We start from the raw sequence: 19,517 nt of genomic DNA, 5'->3' as shown, positions 1-19,517 counted from the left end.
GTTTAGCCTGTAATCGGGCTACAAGAAAGAGAATGGCACTGGATTATCTGAACTTACTGAACGAGTCGCAGCGCGGCGCGGTGTTGCACACCGAAGGCCCGGCGATGATTATTGCGGGTGCGGGTTCGGGCAAAACGCGGGTACTCACCTACCGCATTGCTCACTTGCTGGAAAAGGGCGTAGATCCGTTCAACATCCTGGCCCTTACGTTTACCAATAAGGCCGCCCGTGAAATGCGGGCCCGTATTGAGAAGGTAGTTGGCCCCGAGGCGAAGAACCTCTGGATGGGCACCTTCCACAGCATCTTTGCGCGTATTCTGCGTTCGGAAGCCGATAAGCTGGGCTACCCGCGCCACTTTACCATCTACGACACGCAGGACACCAAAACTCTGGTTTCGCAGATTGTAAAAGAGCTGGACCTCGACGACAAGCTCTACAAGCCGAGCACCGTCCTAGGTCGGATTTCGGCAGCCAAGAACAAGCTCATCTCGGTGCAGCAGTACCTCAACGACCCTGTTATCCGGCAGGACGACGAGGCCGCCATGCGCCCGAAGATTGGGGTGATTTACCAGCAGTACCAGCAGCGTTGCTTCAAGGCCGGCGCCATGGACTTCGACGACCTGCTGTACCAAACCAACGTGCTGTTCAAGGACCACCCCGATGCCCTGAACAAGTACCAGAACATCTTCCACTACGTGATGGTGGACGAGTATCAGGATACCAACTACTCGCAGTACCTCATTACGCGGAAGCTCTCGGCCAAAAACCGCAACATTTGCGTGGTGGGCGACGATGCACAGAGCATTTACGCCTTCCGCGGCGCTGATATCCAGAATATTCTCAACTTCGAGAAGGACTATCCCGAGCTAGCCATCTTCAAGCTGGAGCAGAATTACCGCTCCACCAAGAACATCGTGAAGGCGGCCAACTCGGTTATCAAGAACAACCAGGCCCAGCTGCGCAAAAGCGTTTTCTCCGACAACGAGGAAGGCCCGCGCATTGAGGTGATTCGGGCAGCTTCGGACAACGAAGAAGGCAAGCTGGTGGCCAACGGCATCTACGAGGACAAGATGAACCACCATCTGTCCTACGAAGACTTTGCCATCCTGTACCGCACCAACGCCCAGAGCCGCGCCATGGAAGAAGCCCTGCGCAAGCTCAACATCAAGTACAAGATTGTGGGCGGCCTGAGCTTCTATCAGCGCAAGGAGATTAAGGACCTAGTAGCCTACCTGCGCCTCACCGTCAACCCCAACGACGAGCAGGCGCTGCGTCGCGTCATCAACTACCCCAAGCGCGGCATCGGCGACACCACCATCAGCAAGCTGATCAACGCGGCTGATGAGGCCAACGAAACCTTGTGGGACGTGGTGGCCAACGCCGAAAAGTTCTTGCCGGCGCGCGTGTCGAACCCCGTGGTGGGCTTTGCCGAGCAGATCAAGAGCTACGCCGTAGTAGCCGCCAAGGACGACGCCTTTGAGGCCGCCAAGTTCATTGCCAAGAACTCGGGCATGATTGAAGACTTGTATGCCGATAAGAGCATCGAGGGCTTGTCGCGCTACGAGAACATTCAGGAACTGCTGAATGGTATCAAGGAGTACGTTGATGATCCAGAGCGCGAAGACAAGTCGTTGGCGTCGTTCCTACAGGACATTGCTTTGGTAACCGACACCGACCTGAAGGACGCCAAGGACGACGGCGAATCGGTAACGCTAATGACCATTCACTCGGCCAAGGGCCTGGAATTCCGCAACGTGTACATCGTCGGCATGGAGGAAAACCTCTTCCCCTCCCAAATGATGATTACCTCGCGGGCCGACCTAGAGGAAGAGCGCCGCTTGTTTTACGTGGCTATCACACGGGCCGAGAAGAAACTGACACTGAGCTACGCTACCTCTCGCTACCAGTGGGGCAACCTGCGCAGCTGCGAGAAAAGCCGCTTCATCGACGAAATCGACCCCACGTACGTCGACTTCAAGTACGGTACCGAGGAAAGTCCCTTTGCCCCAGTGCTAGAGCGCCGCTCAAATTTGGTGGGCGCTCAGAAGATTAAGCCTGCTGCCGCTCCGGTTAAGCCCTACGTGCCCTCGGCCGACTTTAAGCCTTCGGATACGAGCAACCTAGCTGCTGGCAATAAAGTAGAACACCCGAAGTTTGGCTTCGGCACTGTAACCAAAGTAGAAACCCAGGCGGGCCAAACGAAGGCGACTATTCAGTTTGAAGGCGGCGTGGGCGAGAAAACCTTGCTGCTGAGCTTCGCCAAGCTACGGATTTTGTAAGCTGAGTCCGAGATTTTGATTCGCGCATTTCAGATGGCTATCAACTGAGGGTATCATCTGGGATGCGCGGATTTGCTTTATTGATGGCGTGAAAACAAGTACCAAACTTCGTCTTTTGGCTTTTTTCTTGTGCGCTTCCGGAGTGCTGTTACGCAATAATATGCTTTACATGCTTTACGGAGTATCTCCTACGCACCCAGCCTATAAACCGCTGGACTTTGCCACCTACATGCGGTATTCGGAAGCACAACGCTACTTCACGCTTACCAGCTTCGCATTAACTATCATAAGCTTATATCTAGGAGTGCAAATTATCAGAAATGATGTTGGTGCTCAGCCTCAACCCGATTCAATAATGGCTAATTTGCTTTTTGTAGCTATGGCGTTTGTCATGTTAGCTCTAGGCTATTTATCAATTGTTGGGCTGCTATTTTCAGGAGGTGGTTTGCTTGGTTAAACCAATACACTGCATCATGGCGGGGTAAGGTACAAGTACGCGGTCATCTGCATTACATTTCACCTGAACCCGCGCAAGTGCCGTATATTTAGCACTCCAAATGGCCGAGCTGCTGTGCTTGGCCTCTCGGTTGGTCCTTCTGCTCAGCAGAGCCCCTGGTGCCGCCGATGTCTTTCTTTACCTTCCCATGACTGAAACCCTCCCTCCGCAGCTCCAGCTGCTGGTGCGCGAATACGGCCATAACACATACCAATTGGCCCAAACGCTGCTCACGCTGGAAGACCGCGCCGAGCGCACGAAGCGCGCCCACCAAGTGGTGCAGCTGATGTTCCGCCTGAACCCGGGCGTGCGCGAGCAGCAGGACTACCAGCACAAGCTCTGGAACCACCTTTATGCCATGACCGGCAACCAGCTGGACGTGGACGCTCCTTTCGAGCTGACTGGCCTCGACCAGTTTAACCAGAAGCCAAAGCCCCTCGCCTACCCCAACAAGGCACCCAAGCTGCGGCCTTATGGTAAGAACGTAGAGGAACTCATTGCCAAGGCCACCGAAATTGAGGATGCAACCGAGCGCGAGCAGGCGGCCCTTTCGGTTGGACGCGTGATGAAGTTCCTGTACCGCATGCACAGCAAGGACGTGCCGAAGGATGTAACCATTCTGAAGCACCTGAAAGACCTTTCGGGCGGCAAGTTGGTGCTTGATATCAATCAGCTGGAAACCCTAGGCGGCCTCGATACCATTGCCGGTGCCGCTGGTGGTGGGCGCAGCGGTACCTTTTTGGTACAACAACCGCGTGCTGAACGTGGCGACCGTGACCAGCGCCGTGGAGGAGGCAAAAACGACCGGCGCGATAAGCGTCGGGGCAAAAAAGGAGGACGCGACCAGCAACAACCGCCGCAATAGAGTACATGTCTGCAGCATTTGAAGTAATCGGCGGGCAACCGCTACGCGGCGAAATTGTGCCGCAAGGAGCCAAAAACGAGGCTCTACAAATTATTTGTGCCGTGCTCCTGACTGCCGAGCCGGTAACCATTTCGAACATCCCCGACATCCGCGACGTCAACAAGCTCATTGAGCTGCTGGCTGACATGGGCGTGAAGGTGGAGCGCCTTGGTGCTGAGACCTACCGCTTTCAGGCCGACGCTGTGAACCTTGACTACCTCGACACGCCGGCTTTTATAAAGCAGGCGCGCGAGCTGCGCGGTTCGGTAATGATTTTGGGCCCGATGCTGGCACGGTTTGGCAAGTGCCAGCTGCCCAAGCCCGGCGGCGACAAAATTGGCCGTCGTCCGCTCGACACCCACTTTGTAGGCCTGCAAAAACTTGGCGGCGAGCTAAAGGTAGAAGGCACCGACTTCTACAAAATATCGAGCGCGGGCAAGCTACACGGCGCCCACATGCTGCTTGATGAAGCTTCGGTAACGGGCACGGCCAACATTGTAATGGGCGCAGTGCTAGCCGAAGGCACCACCACCATTTACAACGCGGCCTGCGAGCCTTACCTGCAACAACTCTGCAAGATGCTGGTGCGCATGGGCGCCAGAATCCAAGGCATCGGCTCCAACCTGCTTACCATTGAAGGCGTGGAGCGCCTAGGTGGTACCGAACACCGCATGCTGCCCGACATGATTGAGATTGGCTCGTTCATTGGTCTGGCCGCCATGACGGGTTCGGAAATCACCATCAAAAACTGCCAGATTCCGGAGCTCGGCCTTATCCCAGATACCTTCCGCAAGCTGGGCATAAAGCTGGAATACCGCGGCGATGACATTTTCGTACCGGCCCAAGACCGCTACGAAATTGCCACCTACCTCGACGGCTCTATCCTAACCATCTCCGACCACACTTGGCCGGGCTTTACGCCCGATCTGCTGAGCATTGCGTTGGTGGTAGCTACCCAAGCCAAAGGCACCGTGCTCATTCACCAGAAGATGTTTGAGTCGCGCCTGTTCTTCGTGGATAAGCTCATCGACATGGGCGCGCAAATCACCCTTTGCGACCCGCACCGTGCCATCGTAATTGGTTTAGATAAACGCCACGCCCTGCGCGGCATCACCATGACGTCGCCCGACATTCGTGCTGGCGTCGCGCTGCTGATTGCCGCCCTTTCGGCCGAGGGCAAAAGCACCATTCTGAACGTGGAGCAAATCGACCGCGGCTATCAGAACATTGATGGTCGCCTGCAAGCCCTAGGTGCGCAGATCAAACGCGTATAATAGGCACTAGGTACGGTACACACCTTCAACCGGCCGCTTCTGCTTTGCAGAAGCGGCCGGTTGTCTTTTTGCAGGGTTACATTCGGTATGGCCACGCATAAATGACAAACGACAATTCGGCGTCAAGTCGTTAAGCTTATTCATCCACTGTACATCTATGCACAATTTGCTCAGGTTTAGTGCTGTAGGCCTTGCCTTGCTCTTCGCAAGCTGCAACAGCCAAGAGCCACAATCATCTACTCAAGCCAGCACGGATGCGGTAGTTAGGGAAGAGCCCCTTCCTGCCCCTCCGCCGCCACCCTCGGCTCCGCCCAAGCCCGGAATTGCATTGGCAGATGGAGCTACGGTTAGCAGCGTGGCGCAACCACTTCAATCCCGAACTGCGCGGTTGCTGGTATACAAGGCCAACGTCGACATTAATGTGGACGATCTAGGCAAAGCGGCTACGCAGGTAGATAGCATTGTGCGCCGAAGCGGTAGCTGGGTAAGCAGCGCCACCCAAACCCGCGAAGAAGACATCTGGCGGCAAGAAATGACCATTCGGGTACGGCCGCAGCAGTTTACGGTCCTGCTGAATGGTTTAGCAAAGCTGGGCACAGTGGAAAACAAAGCCATTGAAGCCGAAGACGTGACTTCGCAGCACGCGGATGTGTCGGCCAGGTTGCGAACCAAGCGCGCATTGGAGCAGCGTTACGTAGGGCTGCTTAGCCAAGCCAAGAAGATCAGCGAAGTGTTGGAAATTGAGGCCAAGCTCGGTGAGGCTCGCGAAGACATTGAGGCTACCGAAAGCAGACTGAAGACGCTTAACGACGAAGTAGCTTACTCTACCATTTACCTGAAGCTGTACCAACCCCTTACTTTGCCCACACCTGAGGCTCCTGTGCTGTCGTTTGGCAGCCGCATGACCGAGGCGTTTTACGGTGGCTGGCAGCTCATTACAAGTGTGCTGATTGGCTTAGTGTACCTGTGGCCGATGCTGTTGCTGGCTACCGTTGGAGTCTGGCTGTTTAAACGGTGGCGCAGGCGCCCATTATCGGCCTAATTGCTTGTCTTCTAAAAGAAAGCCGCTCCTGTGCACACAGGAGCGGCTTTTTGCATACTAGAAACGCCTCGGTTCTAATCCACAATCATATCGACGATGGCCGTAACTATTGTCAGCACGAAGCTGAAGATGAGAGCAGAAATGAAGCCATCTACTTTGAAACCCGGCAGTATCCAGTCGGCCAATAGCAGAATGATGGCATTAATTACCAACAAAAACAGACCTAGCGTAAGGATAGTGATGGGAAAGCCGATGAATTTAAGGATTGGCTTAACAATAGCGTTGAGGAGTCCCAATACCACCACCAGCAAAAGCGCATCGACGATGCTACCTAGGTGAGCCCCCGGCAGCACCTTGGTAAGCACGTAGGCGATGATGGCACTGAGAATGAATTTCAGGATGAAGCCCATATTGAGCAGCTGTTTTGGTGGAAAAGAAATTGCCCATCAGCTCGCAATGCTGAGCTGATGGGCAACTATACGAAAAAGCAGATATTTTGCTGCTACACGGTGGTTATCCCGTTCGCCGTGAGGCGGCCCTGCGAAACGGCCATCCAGTTAATCATTTGGTAGAGCAGGCGTGCGCCTACGTTGCCGTTCCAGTCGGTGTCGCCGGGAGCAACCTCATTCAGGTCGCAGCCGATGATCTGGCGGCCCGAGCGCACAACGGCACGAATTAGGTACAGGGCCTCCTCGAACTCAAGTCCGCCGGGTACCGGCGTGCCGGTGCCAGGGCACAGCTTCGGATCGAGGCCGTCGATATCAAAGCTGAGGTACACCTTTTGTGGCAGCTGAGCAATGATTTTGCTGCATTGCTTTTTCCACGATTTCTTACCGTACATCTCATCGCGCAAGAAGCGGTGGTGGAACATTACCACACGTCCGCCCGACTGTGCAATTACGTCGGCCTCTTGCTGGCACAGGTCGCGGATGCCTACTTGCACCAGCTTTTTCACCTGGGGCAGCTGAAGGGCGTTATACATGATAGATGCGTGCGAATACTGGAAGCCTTCGTAGGCTACGCGCAGGTCGCAGTGAGCATCAATCTGCAAAATACCGAACTCTTCGTGGCGCTCCGCCAGCGCGTGCATATACCCTAGGGGCGTGCTGTGGTCGCCGCCAAGTACAACTACTGCCTTGCCGGCATCGAGGTATTGCCCGGTTTTCACTTTCAGCCATTCCAACAGAGCCTTGCCGCGTTCGGTTACCTTAGCCGGGATGGTCTGGTGCGAAGCAGCGTTTGCTTGAGGTTGGCCATCCTCAAGCCAATTGATGTACTCTTCGGCCGACTCGCGCAACTGCTTGCTTTCGGCTTCCCACTCAGCGTTGATTTCGTCCATGGCCAAGCCCAATTTCCAAGCGTCGGCAATGTCCGGATCGTAGAGGTCAACCTGTGCCGAAGCTTCGGCAATAGCGGCGGGGCCCTGAGCGGTACCCGCGCGGTACGATACGGTTACTTCCCACGGCACGGGCACCACAACAACCTGGGCCTCATCAACCGTGAAAGGCAGACCAAACAATCCACCCGAGGTATCACCAACGGCGTTGGGGTCGAAATTGGCCAGCTTCTGCTGCAACGAAAGCGTGATAGGATCGTGCATGAGGGTGCGGTAAGCAACACTCCTGCCCGGCAACCTAGGCGAGTTGGCCGTTGCCAGGCAGGTCGTAGGTGCGAATGATGGAAAGAATTTTGTCGAAAGTCAGGCGGTCGAAGAACAGCATCAGCGGGAGCTCCACGTTGCTGTTTTGATCCGAAAACTGCGTGATAACCGAAAAGATCAGCGGCTGCATTTGCGGGTGGGTCAGCAGCAGGTTATCAAGGGCATGTGCCAAGTCGCCTTTCGGAGCTCGGGGTGGCGCTCCGTAGATCTTGGCTTTTAGGATATTGGCGAGCTGCGTTACCAGCGCACCCGTAATGATGTTGCTAATTTCGAGCAGCAACGATTCCTGCATTTCATTCAGGTTGAGGGTTTCCTCAATCGTTTGTCGTAAGCACACGTGCGATAAGCGCTGTACGTGCTGCCCCGAAAAGAACATCAGTGTAGTACCATTAAAGTCGCCTTTAATGTCCGACTGCACAACCACGTGCTGTGCTTGGTACTTGTTCACCATCTTGAGTATATCGCGCGGTCGTACCAGCTCAAGGCTCGGTACCTCCAGCAACACTTTCTCTTGGGCAATGGCAGCAAACGAGTCGGCTGCCCGCGCCAATCCAATGTTGAGGATTTCGCGGATAATGTCCCGTTCCAGATCGTTCATGTGCAGGTCCATACGGGTGGGTCAGTTAGGTAGCAGGCCGGCGGCAACTCGGCGGCGACCCGAATTTGACTGTACGTGTATCATGGGCGGCGGGCTATAAAAAGGCGCGTCAGGGCTGGTACGTCCAGTACCAAACACACCTGCCCACTGCCAAGTAGTGTGACGCCGCCAAACAAGTCAATCATGTCGAGCGGCTGGCTCACGGGTTTAATTACAATGTCCTGCTGGCGCAGAAACTGGTCGACAATCAGGCCCAGCTTACGACCATTGTAGCTGGTGATGATAATATCCTGGCGCCCCATCAGGGCTTCGCGGTCGGCGGGCTGCAGGGGCTCATCGGAATCGTCGAGCAGCTCGGCCAGCTTTACTACCGGAATGTGTTCTTCTTGCACTTTGGCCAGCAACATACCGCCTACGGCGTGCAGCTGCTCGGGCCGCAACGACACCACCGAATCGGTGTGCATTAGTGGCAGCGCGTACGAATGCTCTTCAAGCTGGAATAGCAACGCACCTTTTACCGCGATGGAAGTAGGCAGTACGAGGGTAAAAGTGGTACCCTGCCCCATCTGCGAGTCGACACGCACCTGGCCACCTAGGGAGTCAATGGCCAGCTTCACTACATCAAGCCCTACACCCCGGCCCGAAATTTCCGTTACCTGTTCGGCAGTGGAGAATCCGGCCTCAAACATGAGGCTGTATACCTCGGCATCGGTTAAACGGGCAGCAACGTCGGCTGGCAGCTGACCGCGCGCAACAGCTTTGCGCCGCACGCGCTCCACGTCAATGCCGCGCCCATCGTCGATGATGCGAATCAATACGTCGTCGCGCTCGGTTTGCGCCGAGAGGGTCAAGTGCCCCAGCGGCGATTTGCCCGCACGGGTGCGCTCCTCAGGTGTTTCGATGCCGTGACCAATGGCGTTTCGCACCAAGTGCAGCAAGGCATCGGTTATGATTTGCAGAATGTTGCGGTCAATCTGAATGTCCTGCCCGCTAATGGTCAATTCAACCTGCTTTTGCTCGGCCGTGGCAACATCACGCACCACCCTCGGAAACTTGTTGAACAGCGTGCCCACGCCTACCAACCGCGCATCCATCACCGAATACTGCAGGTCGTCGGCCAGGCGGCTCAGGTGGGCGGCTACGTTCGAAAGACCTAGGTTGCCAATCTCTTGGCTGAGGGTAAGAACCCGGTCGCGGTCAATGATCAACTCCCCTACTAGGTTGAGGAGGTGGTCGAGCTTCTTGATGGGGATGTAAACCAAGTCCGAAAGCTCCAGCTTACGGTTTGCATCCTCGTCCGACGGAGCCGCTTGTGCCGAATCCAGCAAAGGCTCCTCGCCGCGCATCACGCGGTCGAGGTTTTCCAGCAGCACCGAGCTATTGGGCAGGGTTTGGTTGGCCCCCACGGCCCGGATCATTTCACCGATGGCATCGACGCCGGCAAACAGTACGGGCACCAGTGAGCCCGCGAAAATGCGTTGTTTGCTCCGGATTTCTCCGAAGATCGTTTCCATGCGGTGAGCAACCTCGCCAATTTCGGCAAAGCCAATGGCACGGGCGTTGGCCTTGAGGTTGTGCATCAAACGGAACAGCTCATGTAACGCAGCCTCATCGTCGGGTCGCTTCTCCAGCACAGAAATGTGCTGGCTCATGGCGTCGTAAGCCTCTAAGGCTTCAGCCATAAACAATTCCCGGTATTCCTGCTCGCGCGATTTCATCGTGTGTAGGATCGGGAAACGGAATTTGAACGGGAAACCAATGGCCAAGGGCGCATCAGCTGCGTTTGGGCATTGATGAAACGAGGCACTTCGGGCAGGCTTAGCACCACTGATGCATGACCAGCCCGAATAACTGACTTAGGCATGCCAAATACAGCCGACGATTGCTCGTCTTGAGCCACAATGATACCGCCCAGCTGGCGCACCACTTGGGCGCCTACGGTACCATCTTTGCCGAGCCCAGTAAGAACTACCCCAAGCGTATGGCGGCCAGCAGCTCGCGCAGCGGAACTCAGCAGCAAATCGATGCTAGGCTCATCGAGAGCGGGGGCTTTTTCGGTTGCCGGAGCTAGCCATAGCTGCTGTGGCAGGCTCCCTTTGATCATCCAATGACAACCGCCGGGTACGACCACAATCTTGCCCGGCTCTAGGCGCGTACCAGCCATGCCAGCAATTACAGGCAGCGCGGAGGCTTTCCGCAGCCGCTCTACTAGCAGCGGGGTAAACGACGCCGGTAAGTGCACCGCCACCACAATAGCATGGCGCAAACCCGGCTGTAACTGCCGTACAATTTGCTCTACCGCTGCGGCACCGCCCGTTGAGCCACCCAGTACAATCAAGCCTCTTGGCGGAGCAACGTTGGTGCGGCGAATGGCTAATACCTCGGCTCCCGCCTCCGGTTTATTGGCTGTACGGCCTACGTAAGTGGTAAGCACACGCCGCGAGCGATGCACTTTTCTTAGCAACTCCCGGCGCACAAACGCATGATCGGGGTGCGAAAGAGCAGGCATTGGCCCGAACAAATCGTACACGCCCCACTTCGTTGATTCGCGCAGTAAGCTCGTTCGGCGCTCCTGAGTGCTGTACAACAATACCGGCCCGCGGTGACAGGCAGCGAGTTTCTCGAGCACCGCCGCTGCTTGCTCGCCCACAATTACCAGGTCGGGCCGTAACGTGCGTGTTTGTGCAAGCAAGTCTTCGGCTCCCGAGGTACTGGCAACAATGCGTACATCCTTGTCCGACCGCAGCACCTTGGACACAGCCAAGCGCACCAAACCCGGCATATCGCCGAGCAAGATGGTTAGAGGAGCATGTACAACGGCAGAACTAAGCAAAACGAAAGCAGAAGAAAGTCGTGAGCTTGACTGGGTGGCAGCCGTAGGTCAACTACCTAGCAAGCACAAACAGAGCTGGAGTTATTCGGCGGCTTCGGAAGCATCCGACTCACTGCCGGCCTGTTGCAGGGCTCCGCTGACAATTTCTAGCACTTTGTCTTCAGAGAAAGGCTTTACGATGTAGGCTATTGCGCCGCTCTCCAAGGCTTCGTTTACAATGACCTCTTGGCCTACGGCGCTGCACATTACGATCTTGACATCGGACAGCTCCTGACGAATATCCTTAAGTACCTCCAAACCAGTATTGTCGGGCAGGATAACATCGAGTGTAATCAAATCGGGTTTCGTTTCCGAAGCCAGCTCACGCGCTTGCTGCCCATTGGCAGCCTCACCAACCACGTCGTAACCGGCGTCGGTCAGCATATTCTTCAGCATCGTGCGCATGTAGAACGAGTCATCTACGATGAGGATGCGGTTTTTCATAGGATCGGATTAAAGGAACTCGATGGGAAGATTAGGACGAAACCAGGGCTATTTACGCTCAGCGGTAGCAGAAGATGTTGCTTTGGGGCGTAGCTGCATGATTTCCCCGGGAGTGAGCAACTTGAGCATGTCCAACACGATGATTATGCGGTTGTCAACCCGTGCGATTCCCTCGATGTACTTGTCGTGAATGTTGATGTCCTGAATGAAATCAGGTGCCTGCTCGATGCTCGAGGCAGGAATTGAAATTGGTTGCGGCACTTCGCGCACCAGAATGCCAATGGTGTAATCGCGCGCCTCAATGGCCAACGTGAAGGTTTGGAGTGGTAGCGGCTGATCGGCGCGACGTAACCGAAACCGCTCCTCCAGATCGATGATGGCAATTATGTCGCCGCGAAGATTGGCAATGCCCTTAACGAAACGTGGCGTTTTGGGCATGCGGGCAATTTCGGGGGTCACCGTTACCTCCTTCACCTGCTCGATGCGAATGCCATACTCTTCGTTACCTAGGCGGAAAACGATGAGCTGAACAGGCACTTCGGGCCTCGGTGACTTCTTTTCTGCGGCAGCCGAATATTCAGTCATGCGCTAGTAATAGCTGAACAGAACGGATTTGTCTGGGAGTGCTCATGTATGTGCACTCCCAGATCTTATCCCTGCGGTCAATTATTTGTTTTTGCGTTTCGAGGCAGCCTTTGGAGCGTCAGCACCTTCGTTGCTCGGAGCCTGGTTGGCTGGTGCTTGCGCCTCGCCGGTAACCGGCGGAGCGGGGCGGCGCACCGGAGCTTTGCGCGGTGCCGGAGAAGCCGGAGCTTGCTCGGCAGCAGCGGCTGGCTTACGGCTAGCACGAGCTGGCTCGGGCGTACCGTTCGACTGCGGACGCGGCATGGGTACTGGACGCGTGGGGCGGCTTGGCGGAGTTACAGGTGTGCCGCCGTTAGCTACCGTCCGAGCAGCTGCTGCCGCTACTGAGCGGTTAGGCGTGCGCACCTGTCGAGCCGCTAATTCCTCGCGCGTGGGCATGTGAGCCTGCTGCATACGCCGCAAGCTGCTGCGTACGGGCGGAGCGGGCTCGTAGTACACATCCTCAGCCAAATGGTCCATCAGCTGGAAGGCCGAGAGACCTACTTGCAGGTCGTCGGCAATATCAGTAAGCTTCTGGCTCGAAGCCGTCAGCTCCGACATGGAACTTGAAAGCTGCTTGGCCGTGCTAGCTACCTGCTGCGTACCCGAAGCCGTTTGCTCGGCAATGGCTACTACTTCCTCCACATACTTAACTACGTCGCCAATCGAGGTCTTCTGAATCTCTGTTGCCGTGAGAATGTCTCGCGAGGTGCGCAGAATTTCGCCCGAAGAGGTGGCAATATTCTTAAAGGCCGAGCTGGCCTCGAACGTTGCGTTTTTCCCTTTCAGTACTCGGCCCTCCATGGTCGAAATAGCGGTTGCGGCCGAGGCGGTGTCTTTTCGTACGTCCTCTACCAGCGTAGCAATTTCGTTGGCCGATTTGCGCGAACCTTCTGCCAGCTTGCGTATTTCCTCGGCTACTACCGCAAAACCACGGCCGGCTTCACCAGCACGGGCGGCTTCGATAGCTGCGTTCAGAGCCAGCAAGTTGGTTTGAGCGGCAATGTCGGTGATTACACCCAGCGACTTGCTGATGTCCTGCGAGCGAACCGAGAGTACATCAATGGTTTTAGCCGTTTGGGCCGAAGCGCTGGAGATTTCCTCCATGTTCTTCACCACTTCTGCTACCGTCTTCAGACCCAGCTGCGAGGTTTGCTCACCTAGGATGGCGGCTTTGTTTACCACGTCGGCCTTGTTGGCGGTTTCCTTCGTGGCCTGCATGATTTCCTCGATCAGCTTGAAGGCCTGGTCGGTCTTCATAGCTTGGTTTTGCGCACCTTCTGCCATCTGTTGCATGGCAAGCGATACGTCAACTGTTACGCGGCTCATCTCTAGGCCCTTCTGCGCCATTTCTTCCGACGAAGCCCCCACTACCAACGACGAGTCGTTGATTTCAGCGAGCAGTTCGTTCAAGCTTTCAACGGCCGTGTTCAAGGCCATTGCCATGGCGTAAATGTCACCGGCAGTCGGTACTTCTACCTTCTGCGTCAGGTCACCTTCAGACACCGCACGTACTACGCGCGACACTTCCAGTACCGGCGAGGCAATCGACTCGATCAGGTCGTTTAGCGTGTCTACAATGTCTTTCCACGAACCACTCACCTCGGTTACCATGGCACGCTCGGTAAGCTTGCCCTCTACCCCGGCTACGCGGGCCACGCGGCTTACTTCTTGCGCCAGGCGGTTCAGGTCGTCCACCATTCGGTTGATGGTGTCGGCCAGGTCGGCCAGCTCGCCTTTGGCTTCCAGGGTCAGCTTCTGGGTAAGGTCACCTTGCGATACACCGGTTACTACCTTCACGATACCACGTACCTGTGTGGTAAGGTTGGCGGCCATGCGGTTTACGTTGTCGGTAAGGTCCTTCCATACCCCGCTCACGTTCGGCACGTTGGCCTGGCCACCTAGGCGGCCTTCGGTACCTACTTCTTGTGCCACACGGGTTACCTCGCCGGCAAAAACGTTCAGCGAGTCCACCATTCGGTTGATGTTGTCTTTTAGCTCCAACATCTCGCCCCGAACGTCAACCGATACCTTCTGGCTCAAGTCGCCTCGGGCTACGGCCGTGGTTACGTTCGCAATGTCGCGTACCTGCGAGGTCAGCGACGCAGCCATGGTATTTACGTTGTCGGTCAGTTCCTTCCAGGTACCCCGAACGTTCGGCACTACTGCCTGACCGCCCAGTTTACCTTCCGTACCTACCTCACGCGCCACACGGGTTACTTCGTCACCGAACGTGTTCAGCGAGTCCACCATCTGGTTGAGGTTCTCCTTGAGTTGGAGCAGCTCACCTTTCACATTTACAGTGATTTTCTGGCTCAAGTCGCCGCGGGCTACGGCCGTTGCTACGTTGGCAATGTCGCGTACCTGCGAAGTCAGGTTCGAGGCCATCGTATTCACGTTGTCGGTGAGGTCTTTCCATACACCGCCTACGTTCGGCACGTTGGCCTGACCACCTAGGATACCTTCGGTACCTACTTCGCGGGCTACGCGGGTTACCTCGCCGGCGAAGATGTTCAGCGAGTCCACCATCTGGTTCAGAATGTTCTTCAGATCCAGCAGCTCGCCCTTAACATCAACCGTGATTTTCTGGGTCAGATCACCTTTTGCTACCGCGGTTGCAACGTTCGCGATGTCGCGCACCTGGCTCGTAAGGTTCGAGGCCATGGTGTTTACGTTGTCGGTCAGCTCTTTCCAGGTACCACCAACACGGGGCACCACGGCTTGGCCGCCCAGCTTACCCTCGGTACCTACTTCGCGGGCTACGCGGGTTACTTCGTCACCGAAAATGTTGAGCGAGTCCACCATCTGGTTCAAGATGTTCTTGAGTTCCAGAATTTCGCCCTTCACGTTCACGGTCATCTTCTGCGACAAGTCGCCGCGGGCTACGGCGGTAGCCACGTTGGCAATGTCGCGCACCTGAGAAGTCAGGTTCGATGCCATGTTGTTTACGTTGTCGGTGAGTTCTTTCCAAACGCCGCCAACGCCTGGCACCACAGCCTGGCCGCCGAGTTTACCTTCTGTACCTACTTCAAGTGCTACGCGGGTTACCTCGCCAGCAAACAGGTTGAGCGAGTCCACCATCTGGTTGAGGTTCTGCTTCAGTTGGAGCAGCTCGCCCTTTACGTCTACCGTAATCTTTTGCGTCAGGTCGCCTTTCGCTACGGCCGTTGCTACGTTAGCAATGTCACGCACCTGCGAGGTCAGGTTGGCGGCCATCGTGTTCACGTTGTCCGTCAGGTCTTTCCACACACCTGCTACACTCGGCACGTTGGCCTGGCCACCTAGGCGGCCTTCGGTACCCACTTCCTGCGCCACGCGGGTTACTTCGCCAGCGAAGAGGTTGAGCGAGTCCACCATCTGGTTGAGGTTCATCTTGAGCTGCAACAGCTCGCCTTTAACATCAACCGTGATTTTCTGCGACAAGTCGCCTTTTGCTACGGCGGTAGCTACGTTGGCAATGTCACGTACCTGGCTCGTCAAGTTGGCGGCCATGTTGTTTACGTTGTCAGTGAGGTCTTTCCAAACGCCGCCAACGCCTGGCACCACAGCTTGGCCACCGAGCTTACCCTCCGTACCTACTTCTTGTGCTACGCGGGTTACCTCGCCGGCAAACAGGTTCAGCGAGTCCACCATCTGGTTGAGGTTCTCCTTGAGTTGGAGCAGCTCGCCCTTTACGTTTACCGTAATCTTCTGCGACAGGTCGCCGCGGGCTACCGCGGTGGCTACGTTGGCAATGTCACGCACCTGAGAGGTCAGGTTCGAGGCCATCGTGTTTACGTTGTCGGTCAGTTCCTTCCACACACCACCCACGTTCGGTACCGATGCCTGGCCACCTAGGCGACCTTCGGTACCTACCTCCTGCGCCACGCGGGTTACTTCGCTGGCGAATACGTTCAGGTTGTCGATGGTTTTGTTGATGGTTTCGGCCATCAACTTAAAGTCGCCCGATACCGGAATCTGGAACGACTCGTCGAGGTTACCGCGCGAGATGTTCTTCAGTACCTTGCCTACCTCCAACACCGGTACGGCAATGGAGTCAACCAAGCCGTTGATGTTGTTAATCATGTCGCGCCAGAAACCCGTAGCGTTTTCGCCGGAGGCGCGCGCCTTCAGGTTACCTTCTACCCCCGCTACTTTCGAGATGCGCGATACCTCGCCACCTACCCCGCCGATCATCTCAACCATTGAGTTGTAGGCTTCGGCGATTTCGGCGAAGATGTCGTCGTTCTGTTTAGTCAAACGCACTGAGATGTCGCCCTTCTTAAAGGCGTCGAGGGCGTACAGAACTCGGTTCAGCTGCTCGTTTACGTAATCGGGGTCCTGTGTGCCCGCAGAGCTGCCACGAGCAGCGCCACGTTTACGCGTTAGGTCGGAACTCACGCGTTCTACAGGATCAGACTTGCTCATGTCAGCATCAACTGGCAAATCAGCGTCGTTGTCGAGAGGCGCAAGGTTCGTAGCAGGTTTGCTGTTCTTACCGGAGGCCATAGGAGGAAGGATCGAAGCGCAAAAAAACGCGGTGAAGGCAGGTGACTGCCAACTGGGGGTAGTGGGCAGTTCGAGCAAAAGTAGCAAACGCAGTTGGTTGCGCGCTACTATATATTCTTTTTGGCGTCGTCGCCATCATTTTAATCGTTGACAGGGTACTGATCGGCAATACTTTCGGAACGTCGAAACTCCTTTACATACCTAGGTGTTGAACTTGCCCTAGGCGCTGTTTCGTAGTGAGGATAGATTATTCATCCATCTTTGCGGCCGAGTTCAACACCTTGTCGAGCTTTTTCGGTTCCATTTTACCCCTGCTGCTCCACTAGCGCCTTACCACTACCCACCCTTATTCTATGGTTAAGAACCTCGTCATCGTGGAGTCGCCTGCCAAAGCCAAAACTATTGAAGGCTACCTAGGCAAAGACTTTGTGGTCAAGTCAAGCTTCGGTCACGTGCGCGACTTGCCGAAGGACAACAACGCCATCGACATACAGAACGGCTTCAAGCCTACCTATGTCGTTTCGCCCGACAAGCGCGAGGTGATTACCCAACTGAAGAAGCTGGCTAAGGAGGCAGAAACCGTGTGGCTGGCAAGCGACGCCGACCGCGAGGGTGAGGCCATTTCGTGGCACCTAGCCGAAACGCTTGATCTGACGAATGCCAAAACCCGGCGCATCGTCTTTCGCGAGCTGACGAAGAACGCCATCCTGAATGCCATCGACTCTCCCCGCGAGATTGACCTGAACCTGGTAAACGCCCAGCAAGCCCGCCGCGTGCTCGACCGCCTTGTGGGCTTCGAGCTTTCGCCGGTGCTCTGGAAGAAAGTGAAGACGGGTTTGTCGGCTGGCCGCGTACAGTCGGTAGCCGTGCGCTTGGTAGTGGAGCGCGAGCGGGAAATTCAGCAGTTCAAAACCTCGTCGGCGTACCGCGTGGTGGCCCGCTTCGATGCCGGCAACGGAGCCGTGCTCGAAGCTGAACTGCCCCAACGCCTGAAAACGCTCGAAGATGCTGAGGCGTTTTTGGCTCATTGCGTGGGTGCGGCTTACGGCATCGAAACGCTGGAAAAGAAGCCCGGCAAGCGCAGCCCGGCGCCGCCCTTTACCACCTCTACCCTGCAGCAGGAGGCCTCGCGCAAGCTGGGTTTCTCGGTGGCGCAAACCATGAGCGTAGCCCAGCGCCTGTACGAAGGTGGCAAAATCAGCTACATGCGTACCGACTCGGTAAACCTTTCGCAGGAAGCCCTGAACGGTGCTAAAGCCGAAATCAGCCGCGCTTACGGTCCGGAGTACTCGCATACGCGTCAGTTCAAAACCAAAGCCGCCTCGGCCCAGGAAGCGCACGAAGCCATTCGCCCAACCGACTTTTCGTTGGTGAAAGCGGGTGAAGATTCGGCCGAGCAGCGCCTGTACGACCTCATCCGCAAGCGCGCGTTGGCCTCGCAAATGGCCGATGCCGAGATTGAGCGTACCGTGGCTACCATCGGCATCAGCACGCAGCCCGGCGTAACGCTTACGGCAACGGGCGAGGTAATTACATTCGAAGGTTTCCTGAAAGCCTACAGCGAATCGAAAGATGACGAAGACAACGATGGCGAATCGTCGTTCTCGCGTGGTTTGCCTCCGCTGAATTTGGGTCAGCAGCTGCCGCTGCAGCGCCTTTCGGCTACGGAGCGGTACGCACAGCCGCCGGCTCGCTACACCGAAGCCTCGTTGGTGAAGAAACTGGAAGAGATGGGCATCGGTCGCCCGTCGACCTACGCTCCTACCATCAGCACCATTCAGAAGCGTGGCTACGTGGAGAAAGACACCCGCGAAGGCAAGGAGCGCAAGTTTCATGTGCTGACGCTGGACGGCGACCGGGTAAACACCGAAACCAAAACAGAAGTATTTGGCGCCGACCGTGGCAAGCTGTTCCCGACGGATACGGCCATGGTGGTGAACGATTTCCTAGTTGAGCACTTCCCACTGATTATCGACTACTCTTTCACGGCTAAAGTGGAAGAAGAATTCGACCGCATTGCGGATGGGCAGGAAGCTTGGGAACAGATGATTGCCGGCTTCTACGGCACCTTCCACGAAACGGTGGAGCGCGGCAAGGAAGTAGAGCGCGCCGATGTGGGCACCTCGCGCCTGGTGGGCGAGCACCCCGAAACCGGCGACAAGATCTACGCCAAGCTAGGCCGCTTCGGACCGTACGTGCAGCTGGGCGAAGCAGAAGGCGAAATCAAACCGGCTTACGCCAACCTGCGCAAGGGCCAGTTTATTGAAACCCTCACGCTTGAGGAAGCGCTGGAGCTGTTTAAGCTGCCGCGCGTGGTAGGCCAGTACGAAGAAAAAGACATGACGGCTGCCATCGGCCGTTTCGGCCCGTACATCCGCCACGACAGTAAGTTTTACTCGCTCGCCAAAGGCCAGGACCCGCATACTGTTACGCCCGAGGAAGCTGTTCGGTTAATTGAGGAAAAGCGCAAGCAGGAAGCGGAAAAGGTGATTCTTACTTTCGAAGCCCAAGGCCGGGCCGATGTACAGGTGCTCAACGGCAAGTATGGCCCTTACATCGTGTGCGGTGGGAAAAACGTAAAGATTCCGAAAGGCGAAGAGCCGCGTAGCCTCTCGCTTGAGCGCTGCCTGGAGTTGGCCGAGGCCACTCCCGATAAGCCTGCCCGAGGCCGCTTCGGAGCCAAAAAGGCAGCAGAGCCCGCCGCCAAGGCTCCGGCCAAAAAAGCCGCTGGTGCCACCAAAAAGCCGGCAGCTAAAAAATCAACCGGCACTTCTAAGAAAGCTACCAAGTAGCCCTATATGCTCATACTTTGAAGGCCTCGCCAACAGTTATTGGC

Annotated in this window: 14 protein-coding genes; 6 read left to right on the top strand and 8 right to left on the bottom strand. The window is 56.1% G+C overall.

Annotation, left to right across the window (positions count from 1 at the left end; translation table 11 throughout):
* Positions 1-38 precede the first annotated feature (38 nt).
* The 5 genes from ASU33_RS12345 to ASU33_RS12325 all read left to right on the top strand — a co-directional run bounded on the left by ASU33_RS12345 (position 39) and on the right by ASU33_RS12325 (position 5,995).
* Positions 39-2,279, top strand: a complete 2,241-nt coding sequence (locus ASU33_RS12345) for an ATP-dependent helicase (RefSeq protein WP_059071470.1) — start codon at positions 39-41, stop codon at positions 2,277-2,279.
* 88 nt (positions 2,280-2,367) lie between these two features.
* Positions 2,368-2,736 carry a hypothetical protein gene (locus tag ASU33_RS12340; RefSeq protein ID WP_149867193.1) on the top strand — a complete coding sequence of 123 codons (369 nt, stop codon included), beginning with the start codon at positions 2,368-2,370 and terminating at the stop codon, positions 2,734-2,736.
* Positions 2,737-2,923: 187 nt separating this feature from the next.
* A complete protein-coding gene (locus ASU33_RS12335; RefSeq protein ID WP_059071141.1) occupies positions 2,924-3,640 on the top strand; it encodes a DUF4290 domain-containing protein in 717 nt (238 codons plus the stop codon).
* Positions 3,641-3,645: 5 nt separating this feature from the next.
* Positions 3,646-4,953: a UDP-N-acetylglucosamine 1-carboxyvinyltransferase gene (gene murA / locus ASU33_RS12330; RefSeq protein WP_059071140.1), complete on the top strand. Its 1,308-nt coding sequence runs from the start codon at positions 3,646-3,648 to the stop codon at positions 4,951-4,953.
* Positions 4,954-5,308: 355 nt separating this feature from the next.
* Positions 5,309-5,995 (top strand): DUF4349 domain-containing protein, encoded by a 687-nt coding sequence (locus ASU33_RS12325; protein ID WP_160328183.1) that lies wholly within the window; start codon positions 5,309-5,311, stop codon positions 5,993-5,995.
* A gap of 74 nt (positions 5,996-6,069) precedes the next feature.
* Here the strand turns inward: ASU33_RS12325 and ASU33_RS12320 are convergent, their stop codons facing one another.
* The 8 genes from ASU33_RS12320 to ASU33_RS12285 form a co-directional block, all read right to left on the bottom strand.
* Positions 6,070-6,405: a phage holin family protein gene (locus tag ASU33_RS12320; RefSeq protein ID WP_059071138.1), complete on the bottom strand. Its 336-nt coding sequence runs from the start codon at positions 6,403-6,405 to the stop codon at positions 6,070-6,072.
* Positions 6,406-6,497: 92 nt separating this feature from the next.
* Positions 6,498-7,595, bottom strand: a complete 1,098-nt coding sequence (speB, locus tag ASU33_RS12315; protein ID WP_059071137.1) for an agmatinase — start codon at positions 7,593-7,595, stop codon at positions 6,498-6,500.
* Positions 7,596-7,629: 34 nt separating this feature from the next.
* Positions 7,630-8,253 carry a chemotaxis protein CheC gene (locus ASU33_RS12310; protein ID WP_059071469.1) on the bottom strand — a complete coding sequence of 208 codons (624 nt, stop codon included), beginning with the start codon at positions 8,251-8,253 and terminating at the stop codon, positions 7,630-7,632.
* Positions 8,254-8,333: 80 nt separating this feature from the next.
* Positions 8,334-9,971, bottom strand: a complete 1,638-nt coding sequence (locus ASU33_RS12305; RefSeq protein ID WP_059071136.1) for a chemotaxis protein CheA — start codon at positions 9,969-9,971, stop codon at positions 8,334-8,336.
* The gene (locus tag ASU33_RS12300) at positions 9,968-11,086 is read right to left on the bottom strand and encodes a chemotaxis protein CheB (RefSeq protein WP_149867192.1); all 1,119 of its coding nucleotides are present in this window, start codon (positions 11,084-11,086) and stop codon (positions 9,968-9,970) included. The genes ASU33_RS12305 and ASU33_RS12300 overlap by 4 nt, the downstream gene beginning before the upstream one ends.
* An 81-nt stretch (positions 11,087-11,167) precedes the next feature.
* Positions 11,168-11,569, bottom strand: coding sequence for a response regulator (locus ASU33_RS12295; RefSeq protein WP_059071134.1), 402 nt, complete (start codon positions 11,567-11,569; stop codon positions 11,168-11,170).
* A gap of 48 nt (positions 11,570-11,617) precedes the next feature.
* Positions 11,618-12,154 (bottom strand): chemotaxis protein CheW, encoded by a 537-nt coding sequence (locus ASU33_RS12290; protein WP_059071133.1) that lies wholly within the window; start codon positions 12,152-12,154, stop codon positions 11,618-11,620.
* An 81-nt stretch (positions 12,155-12,235) separates the two neighbouring features.
* Entirely contained in the window at positions 12,236-16,681 is a 4,446-nt protein-coding gene (locus ASU33_RS12285) for a methyl-accepting chemotaxis protein (RefSeq protein WP_286130520.1), read from the bottom strand.
* Positions 16,682-17,034: 353 nt separating this feature from the next.
* Here ASU33_RS12285 and topA point away from each other — a divergent pair, with 353 nt between their 5' ends.
* Positions 17,035-19,473, top strand: a complete 2,439-nt coding sequence (topA, locus tag ASU33_RS12280) for a type I DNA topoisomerase (protein WP_059071132.1) — start codon at positions 17,035-17,037, stop codon at positions 19,471-19,473.
* Positions 19,474-19,517: the final 44 nt, after the last annotated feature.

The sequence above is a fragment of the Solirubrum puertoriconensis genome (genome assembly GCF_001483135.1).
Classification (GTDB): domain Bacteria; phylum Bacteroidota; class Bacteroidia; order Cytophagales; family Hymenobacteraceae; genus Solirubrum; species Solirubrum puertoriconensis.
The sequence above is the reverse complement of the archived record's forward strand: the minus strand, read 5'-3'. Positions and strand labels throughout refer to the sequence as shown.